The organism is Streptomyces prasinopilosus (assembly GCF_001419695.1).
Classification (GTDB): domain Bacteria; phylum Actinomycetota; class Actinomycetes; order Streptomycetales; family Streptomycetaceae; genus Streptomyces; species Streptomyces prasinopilosus.
On record NZ_LIRG01000363.1, the window covers coordinates 1 to 8,236 of the forward strand.

An 8,236-nucleotide genomic window follows, 5' to 3' on the forward strand; every position below is an offset into this window, starting at 1 on the left:
TCCCACGCCACGTCCGCCGCCGGCCGCACCGGGCACCCCGCCTCCACGGGACCCGGTGCGGCCGGCGGGCCGACGGGAGGGGAGCCGGCGGGCGGGAACCGGCGGGCAGAAGGCCGGTTGGCGGGCAGGGGGAAGCTCAGCGGCGCCCGACGAGCGGCAGGGCCCGGCCCCGGCCCTCACCCACACGCCCCCCAATGACCACGTGAGGACCGGTCGCCCACGGGTACTCGGCAGGCCGACCGGCGGACAGCGCACCGCCCACCCACTCCCCCGGAGGGAGGGCCCCATGGCCCAGCGTGCCGGCGACGTCACGACGAGGGCCCCGGCGACCGTCGAGCCCCCGGCGTCGGTGACGGTCGTGGCCCGCACGGCGGAAGTGACGCGCGGGCACGCGGCGGGCGTCGTCTCCCCCGCGGACCCGGCCGTCGAGCGCGGCCCCGAGCCGGTCCGCGGCGCCCTCGGTGCCGCGAGGCCCGACGCGTAGGCGCCCCGTCCCTACGAGGACGGTGCGCCACCGGGGAGAACCGGCCCACAGCCAGACGAACACCCAGAGGAGCGTGCGCCATGACAACTCCCGATCCCGACCCGAGGCGAACCCCGGGGGCCGCACCGAGCGGGGGCATCTCCCCCGGTGAGACGCCCCCCGCCGAGGGCGGCACGTACGGCATCTCGCATCCGGAGCCGCCCGAGCTGCGCAAGGGGTGGGGGCCGATGCCGATCGTCCTGATCATGGCGGTGGTGGCACTGGTGGTGGTGGGACTGATCGCCATGGTGGTGACCCTGGTCGTGTGACGCCTCCCCCGCACGCCCGGGAGCCGCCCGGTGCCGCCCGGCACCGTCACCGCGGGCATCGTTCCGGCCGTCGGCAGCCGGCCGCCTGTCACGCGATTGCCGGGGACCTCGCCGCGGGAGGCACGGCACCCGTGACCTCCGTTCACGCGAGGAGGCGGCAAAGCCGCGGCCTGCCCGGCGGAGGCGTCAGACCCGGTCCAGGGGCCGGTGCGGCCCCTCGGGCAGCTCGACCGTGATCGTGTCGCCCGGGCGCACCGTGCCGCCCTCCTTGACGATGCTCATGATGCCGGCCTTGCGCACGGGGTTCCCGTCGGCGTCGCGGCCGGCCACCCGCTTCAGCAGGCCTTTGCGGAAGGTGTCGATCTGCCGGCAGGGATTGCGCAGGCCGGTCACCTCCAGCACCGCGTCGTCGCCGAGGCGCAGCAGCGTGCCCACCGGCAGACCGAGCAGGTCGATGCCGCGGGTGGTGACGTTCTCCCCGAGGTCGCCGGGCGTCACCTCGAATCCCTCCGCACCGACCTCGGCGAAGAGCTCCTCGTGGATGAGGTGGACCTGGCGCAGGTTCGGCCGGGTCGGGTCCTGAGCCATCCGCGAGCGGTGCCTGACCGTCACACCGGCGTGGACGTCACCCTCCACACCGAGCCCGGCGAGCAGCGTGATGGCGTCCCGGTTCGGCTTGGTGAACGCGTACTCGCCGTTGCTGCTGACCGCCGCCACCGTCCCGCGCATCCCCGGATCCCCTCTTCGACCACGCCCGACCACGCCCGGCACCGACCCTAACCGCAGGGGACGCGCGGCCGCCATGGCCGGCCGCGGGGCGTCCCGGGCGTCTCCGGGCCCAGGACGCCTTCGGGACCGGGGCTCGGCGGGCCTCCTTCGGGGCGAAGGCTCCTCGGTCCGCCTTCGGGACGGGGCTCGCCGGACCGCCCCCGCCGCCCGCGATCCGGGATCCCGGCGTACCCGCCCGGCCACGGCACAGGCCACGGCACCGGCCCCGGCCCCGGACGGGGTGATCCCGGTGCGCCGGCCGGCCCGTGCGGGCGGAGGGCCCGCACGGGTCACGCATCCGTCCTTCGCGTTCCCCACGCCCCGTCAATTCCCCTGCGTCACGCCGGGACAGCGCCGTACGATCCCCTCGCCACCCCGCCTTCCGCACATTCGTGCGGATCGGGAACGCGCTTACCGGCATTCGACAGGGAGAGAGCACTTGACCATGTCCTCCGGCGCGAGATCACGTGCCGTCCTCGCCCCTCTGAGCGTCCTCGGCCTGGCACTGACCGCCCTCGCGTCGCCCGCGAGCGCCGCCGAGGGGACGGTCACCGCCCCCACCCAGCTGTTCAACGGCTACCAGCACTGCTCGGCCGACGCGGACCGGCCCACCCACCTCGACACCCGCGACGGCCTGGTCGTCATGGGCATTCCCGGCACCACCGGCGACTCCCCGGTGACCGTGCGGTACCGGATCTGGCCGGTCACCGATCCGGCCCAGGTCACGACGGTTTCCCGTGAGCGTGCCCTGCCCGGGTTCGAGGCTTCCGCCACCGTGCCCTCCGCCGCGCTCACCGACGGGCTGACCTACGCCTGGCAGGCGCAGACGGTCGCCGGGGACACGGCCTCGGAGCGGTCGGCCCCCTGCTACGTCACGGTCGACAACACCCGGCCCGCGAACGCGCCCACCCTCTCCTCGCCGAACTACCCTCCGGACGGGTGGAACCAGGGCGGCGAGCCGGTCACGTTCACGATGGACGCCAACGGCGTCGAGGACGTCACCGGCTTCCAGTTCAGCTGGACGCAGGACTTCTCGGCCATCGGCACCGAGATCGGCGACCACGGCATCCCGCGGCCCGTCGACCCGTACACGTACACCACGCAGTTCAAGCGCGCCGACGCCCCCGGCGGTTCGGCGACCCTCAGCCTGATCCCGCCGAGGGGCTCCGGCGTCATGACGTTCTCGGTGCGCAGCCTGGACCGGGCCCTCAACAGCTCGGCGGCCACCCACTACATGTTCCGCGTCGGTTCCACGGCGCCGACCGTCACCCCGGCCGTCCCGTCGCCCGAGTTCGGCGAGAGGACCACGTTCACGCTCCGGCCCGACGCGGCACTCCAGTCGACGAGCCCGGTCGTCGGTTACTCCGTACGCACCGACGACCGCCGGGGCGGCACCGAGACCGTCGACGTCGCGGCGGAGGAGGACGGCACGGCGCGGGTGGAACTCGTCCTCGACGGCGTCCACGGCACGTTCCTCGAGGTGACCAGCAGGAGCGCGAACGGCTGGGTCAGCGACGCGGCGTCGTGGCACATCACCCACGACACGACGCCCACCGTCACCTCGGACACCTACCCCGAGAACCGGTCGGGCGGCGGTGTCGGCGTCCCGGGCACCTTCGCCTTCGCGCCGAAGGCGGGAGACGTCGTGAGCTACACGTACTCCTTCGACGGGGGCCCTCGGACCACGGTCGCCGCGGGCGCCGACCGCACCGCGCGCGTCGAATGGACCCCGGACTCGGACGGCTTCCACTACCTCACGGTCCACGCGACGACTCGCTCGGGCATCGAACTGGCCGAACAGGACTACTACTTCACCGTGAACTGACCTCACGGACCGACCCCGCCCCGGCGGACCCGGGCCCACCGGAACAACCGGTGGACCCGGGCGAGCCCGGGCGGGGCGTACCGGCGGCGGCCGGTGGAGGGGCGTCAGTTGGTGAAGTTGACGTACTTCCAGGCGCCGTGGGTGGTCGAGTTGACGGTGTCGCCGGAGGAGCCGTTGACGTACGACGAGCGGACGCGGGCGCGGACGCCGGACTCGCCCGGTGCCTCCAGCCTCACGACCGACCTGCCGCCGGACAGGGCGAAGTACTCGGAGCCCGCGTCGTACCAGGAGCCCTGCACGTACACCTGGACCTGGAAGCGCTGGTGGCGGCCGGTGTAGTGGTTCATCGTGGTGGTGAACACCGGGTCGGTCTTCTTGCGGAAGTAGTGGTACGTCGTGGAGCCGATCCTGCCCGTCTTGTAGTGCCCGGAGACGCTGGTGGAGACCTTGGCCCCGGCGTACGCCGTGGACTTGACGGTCTTGGCGGCGTGGCGGGCGTCGCCGGCGAAGACCGCGGTGACGGCGGTGTCGCGGGTCATGTCGACCACCGCCGACAGGTTGCCCTTGGAGTTGACCTTGGCCTTCTTCAGCAGCTTCTTCGGCTTGTCGGAGCCGAAGGGGTCCGCGTAGATCGCGACGGTGCGGTTCTTGTACGTCGTGCCGAGGTGGGCGGTGAAGGTGACGTCCTTGCCGTACGCGTACAGCTTGCCGTTGTTGTTCAGGCTCAGCGAGGTCGCCTTGCGCGAGACCTCCACCGTGTCGGAGCCGGAGGCGGGCGCGCGGGTGGCGTCGCCCGCGTAGGAGACCTTGTAGGTGACCTTGCCGCCGACGGGCGGGGTGTCCGTGAAGGAGAAGCTGCCGTCCGCCTTCGTCCTGACCCCCGCCAGCGCCTTGCCGTCCGGTGTCTCGAGGTCCGTGCGGGTCACCTTCAGGACGGTGCCCGCCGCGGGGGTCTCCTTGGAGGTCAGCCTGCCGGTGACGGTGAGTTTCTTGGCCCGTTCCGCCTTGGCGGGCGCCGACACCTTGAGGGTGGGCAGTTCCCTGGTGGGGTCGGTCAGGGCGCGCAGGGTGTACGTGCCGTGGGTGTTCACGGAGACGGCGAAGACCCGGCTGGCGTCCGGCGCCCAGGCGAGGGCCCCGTCCACGAGGGTGTCGGCGCCGCTGCTGTCACCGGTGTTGGGGAAGTCGTACTCGCGCACCGGCACCGGGTCACCGGGGCGGTGGATGTGGACGTCGGGGTCGTACCAGGAGGAGCTGCCGCCCGCGACGCTGCCGTCGGGCGCGACCCGCACCGCGTTCGGGTAGGCGTCGATCGGGTAGCCCTCCTGCTCGGCGAGGTCGGTCGTCGCGTAGGCGCCGATGCCGTAGCCGTAGTCCGGGTCGCCCCACGAGGTGAGGACCTGGCTGCCGTCGGGCGTCAGGTCCAGCTGCTTCACGCCGGTGTTCATGCGGCCCTTGACCCGCAGGGCGGCCCCGTCGGCCGAGACGTCGTACACGGCGAGGTCGCCGCCGTTGCCCGCCGCCAGGACGCCCGGGACGGCCGGGTCGGAGGCCAGGAACATCCCGAAGCCGCCGTGGAAGCCGACGTCGCCCCGCTGGGCGAGCCGGACGACGGGTTCGGCGCCGGAGAGGTCGAGCGAACCGAAGTCCGTGCCGTGGGCGAACCAGATCCGGCCGTCCACCACCTCCAGGTCGCCGGGGGTCGCGCCCACCGGGTGGCTCGCGGTCCGGGTGTACGTCTCCGTCTCCACCGAGACGATCCGGTTGCCGTCCTTGACGGCCGCGTAGACCTGCCCGGAGTCGGCGGACAGCGCGAGGCCGGTCACGCCGGGGAGCCCGGTCAGGGTCGCCTTCACGGTTCCCGCGTAGTCGGTGACGACGATCCTGCCGCCGGTCGGGTCGGAGACGTAGACCCGCCGGTGGGTGCCGTCCACGACGATGTCGCCGACCGACCTCACCGGAAGGATCTTCGCGGAGTCGGCCGCCGCCGGCCCCGCCGTCAGCGCGGTCAGGGCCGTGGAACCGAGGATGACCGCGAGTGCCGTCGCGATCGACGTGCTGCGTCTGCGCACAGTGATGTGCCCCCACAGAGGAAGCCCGGTTCCCACCGGGCTGGAACGAAAGGAACGGCCGCGCTTTCCCCCCTCGCACCGGAACGGTGCGTGGACGCCGCCGAAGACGCAGCGTATGGCATGGCAGTGACAACCGGGGACCGGATTGTCATGACCCGGCGCGGGCGACGGCCGGGGCGGGACGCCCCCGGTGCGCCCGCCCCCGTGTTTTCCACGGCCCCGAATGGACACCCGGCACAGGGAGCGGTACGGGGTGAGGTACCGAACCGGCACCCGACAGGACTGAATCAGAAGGAAGATGGACCGTCGTGACTGTGGAAGTCGGGAAGAAGGACACCGTGCGCCCGTCCGAGACGGGCTGGGCGAGGGCACGCCGTCTGCGCGGGCAGGGCATCCGCACCTGCCAGCGCGCGACGATCGACCGCGCGGCGGCCGACGGCGACGCGGGGCGGACGCGGCGGGAAGGTGAGTGGAACGTGGTGCGGGGCGAGGACTGAACCGAGCAGGGGGCCGGGCGGCCGCCCCCGCTTCCGGCCGCAGGCGGAGCGCTCCTCCGGTCGCAGGACCGGAGGAGCGCTCTCGTCGTCCTCGTCGCCGCGCACCCGGTCACGGACCTCCGTGACGGACGTGCGCGGAGTCCGTCGGGCCCGTCCTCAGTGGGCCGGGCCGGAGTCCACGGGCCGGATGCGGCCCCGCCAGGCCCCCGTCTCCCCGCCGTGCTGCTCGATGTACTCCTTGAAGCGGTGCAGGTCACCCTTGACCCGGCGGTCGATCACGCCCAGCATGTCGGCGCCCTTCTCGGCCATGCCGGAGGGCTCGACGTCCATGGTGAGCTCCACCCGGGTGCGGGTGTCGTCCAGCCGCTCGAACCTGACCGATCCCCGCTGCCGGGTGTCGCCGTCGACGGACCGCCAGGTGATCCGGTCGTCCGCCAGCTGGTCGACGATCTCGGTGTCGAACTCGCGCCGCACCCCGCCGATGCTGGTCTTCCAGTGGTTGCGCCGCTCGTCGAGCTGCCGCACCTCCTCGACGCCCTCCATGAACTTCGGGAAGTCCTCGAACTGCGTCCACTGGTTGTAGGCGGTGTGGACGGGCACCTCGACGTCCACCGCTTCCCTGACCGTGCTCATTGATCCCTCCTCGCCTGCGGTCGTTCCGCACGGCGTCGGGTACCCGGGTCCGGACGAATGATGACCTTCCTCTCATTCCCCCCGTTCGTCCGCCGGGGGCAGCTGCTCCTCGGGCACCACGTGGACCGCGGCCTCCTCGGCGCCCGCCGCCCCGCCGTCGATGCCCCGGTCGTCGGCGACCAGCTCCGCGGTGGTGTCCGTCCGCGTGCCCTCGTCCGGCGCGACCAGGCGCCCCGCGCGGTCGGTGCCGGCCTCCGGGTCCCGGGGTTCCCCCTCGCCGCCGGGCAGGTCGCCCACGCCGTCCCCGGCCGGCACCTCCACGTCGGGGACCTCCTGGCTCAGCCTCTCGTCGAGGGACTCCCCCTCGTACTGCTCGGCGGCCGTGGTACCGGTCCTGGTGACGCCCAGCGGCTTCTCCGGCGGGGAGTAGCCCTCGTCCAGCAGGTCGTCGTACGAACGCTCGTCCACCGCGTCCTGCAGGTCCAGCGGTGCCGCGTCCTCCTGCTCCTCGTTGGTCCCGGTGGGCTGGTAGACGTCGTCCGCCCTGTTCTCGTCGCTCATGTCCGCCTCCGGCCGGTGATCGGTTCACGTTGTCCGTCAGGACGGAACGAGTACCCAGGTCATGATCCGTCTACCTCGCCGTCTCGGCTCCCGGGGACCGCGGTTCCCGGGGGCCGGGGCCCGGGATTCCGGGGGGACCGGACTTCCCGGGGGCCCGAGTCCCCGTGGGCCCGGCCCTCCGGGACCCCGGGCCCGCGGGGAACCGGTCTCACCGGCGTCCCCCCGGACGCATCGCGGCGTCGTACACGGTGCGGGGATCCGGGACGACGACCCGCGTCGCCGGGGACGCCTCCGCGACCTGGGCGAGGAACGCCTCCAGGTCCATCGACGGGTCCCGTACGGGGGCGCCGCCCAGCGGTACCTCGAAGTTGTCCCAGTGGACGGGGACGACGACGCCCGGACCGTCCAGCGCGCGCAGCAGCCGGGGCACGTACCGGTGGGTGGCGGTGCCCGCGGGCACGGCGACCATCGCGAGGTCGGGCCGCAGGCCCCGCACCGCCCGTTCGGAGAAGTCGCTGGCGCCCATGAGGAACGCCGACGGCCCGCCCTCCCCCGCCGTCACCCGGAAGGCGAGGGTGTCGCCCTCCGGCAGGTCCGAGATGGTCCTGGGGACCCTCGCGGGCGGGGCGTTCAGCGTGCCCGGGGCGAAGTAGGCGCACTTCTTGTTGCGGCTGTGCAGGCTCGGCACGACCTCCACGGTGACGCCCCCGCCGAAGTCCAGCACCTCGCCGCCCTTCACCACGGAGATCTGCCCCGCGTCGACCCCCAGGGAGACCAGCAGGTGGTACGTGGTCTCGGTGCCGACGACGCGGGCCCCGGTGGTCCTGGCGATGTGCGGCACGTCGCCGAGGTGGTCCCAGTGGGAGTGGCTGACCAGGACGAGTTCGGGACGGCCGACGTGCGCGTCCACGACCTCCGGCCGGGTCCGCAGGCGGGTCCCCGGGTCGAAGGCGCCGTCGAAGAGGCCCGTGCGGAAGCGGGTGAGGTACGGATCGAAGAGCACGGTCCGGTCGCCGACGTCGATGCGCCAGCCGGCGGTACCGAGCCAGCGCCACGACACCGGCCCCGCGGCCCGGTCACCGCCGCCG

At 73.3% G+C, this 8,236-nt stretch carries 9 protein-coding genes; 4 read left to right on the top strand and 5 right to left on the bottom strand.

Annotated features, from left to right (window positions below):
- Positions 1–286 precede the first annotated feature (286 nt).
- Positions 287–484, top strand: coding sequence for a hypothetical protein (locus AOK18_RS16230; RefSeq protein WP_055694823.1), 198 nt, complete (start codon positions 287–289; stop codon positions 482–484).
- Between the two features lie 80 nt (positions 485–564).
- The gene (locus AOK18_RS16235) at positions 565–792 is read left to right on the top strand and encodes a DUF6480 family protein (protein WP_055694824.1); all 228 of its coding nucleotides are present in this window, start codon (positions 565–567) and stop codon (positions 790–792) included.
- Positions 793–978: 186 nt separating this feature from the next.
- Here AOK18_RS16235 and AOK18_RS16240 read toward each other — a convergent pair whose 3' ends face one another.
- Positions 979–1,521 (bottom strand): MOSC domain-containing protein, encoded by a 543-nt coding sequence (locus AOK18_RS16240; protein ID WP_055574291.1) that lies wholly within the window; start codon positions 1,519–1,521, stop codon positions 979–981.
- Between the two features lie 484 nt (positions 1,522–2,005).
- On the opposite strand from AOK18_RS16240, the gene AOK18_RS16245 reads away from it, so the two are divergent.
- Positions 2,006–3,385: a hypothetical protein gene (locus AOK18_RS16245; protein WP_055694825.1), complete on the top strand. Its 1,380-nt coding sequence runs from the start codon at positions 2,006–2,008 to the stop codon at positions 3,383–3,385.
- Positions 3,386–3,489: 104 nt separating this feature from the next.
- Here AOK18_RS16245 and AOK18_RS16250 read toward each other — a convergent pair whose 3' ends face one another.
- Positions 3,490–5,457: a YncE family protein gene (locus AOK18_RS16250; protein WP_055694826.1), complete on the bottom strand. Its 1,968-nt coding sequence runs from the start codon at positions 5,455–5,457 to the stop codon at positions 3,490–3,492.
- A 308-nt stretch (positions 5,458–5,765) separates the two neighbouring features.
- Here AOK18_RS16250 and AOK18_RS16255 point away from each other — a divergent pair, with 308 nt between their 5' ends.
- Complete coding sequence (locus AOK18_RS16255) at positions 5,766–5,954, top strand: hypothetical protein (RefSeq protein ID WP_055573245.1); 189 nt, start codon at positions 5,766–5,768, stop codon at positions 5,952–5,954.
- 156 nt (positions 5,955–6,110) lie between these two features.
- Here AOK18_RS16255 and AOK18_RS16260 read toward each other — a convergent pair whose 3' ends face one another.
- The 3 genes from AOK18_RS16260 to AOK18_RS16270 form a co-directional block, all read right to left on the bottom strand.
- Positions 6,111–6,587 (bottom strand): SRPBCC family protein, encoded by a 477-nt coding sequence (locus AOK18_RS16260; protein ID WP_055573244.1) that lies wholly within the window; start codon positions 6,585–6,587, stop codon positions 6,111–6,113.
- A gap of 72 nt (positions 6,588–6,659) precedes the next feature.
- On the bottom strand, positions 6,660–7,148 hold the full coding sequence (locus AOK18_RS16265; RefSeq protein WP_055573243.1) for a DUF5709 domain-containing protein: 489 nt from the start codon (positions 7,146–7,148) through the stop codon (positions 6,660–6,662).
- A 208-nt stretch (positions 7,149–7,356) separates the two neighbouring features.
- The coding region (locus AOK18_RS16270; protein WP_055694827.1) for an MBL fold metallo-hydrolase at positions 7,357–8,236 on the bottom strand (880 nt) is incomplete at its 5' end.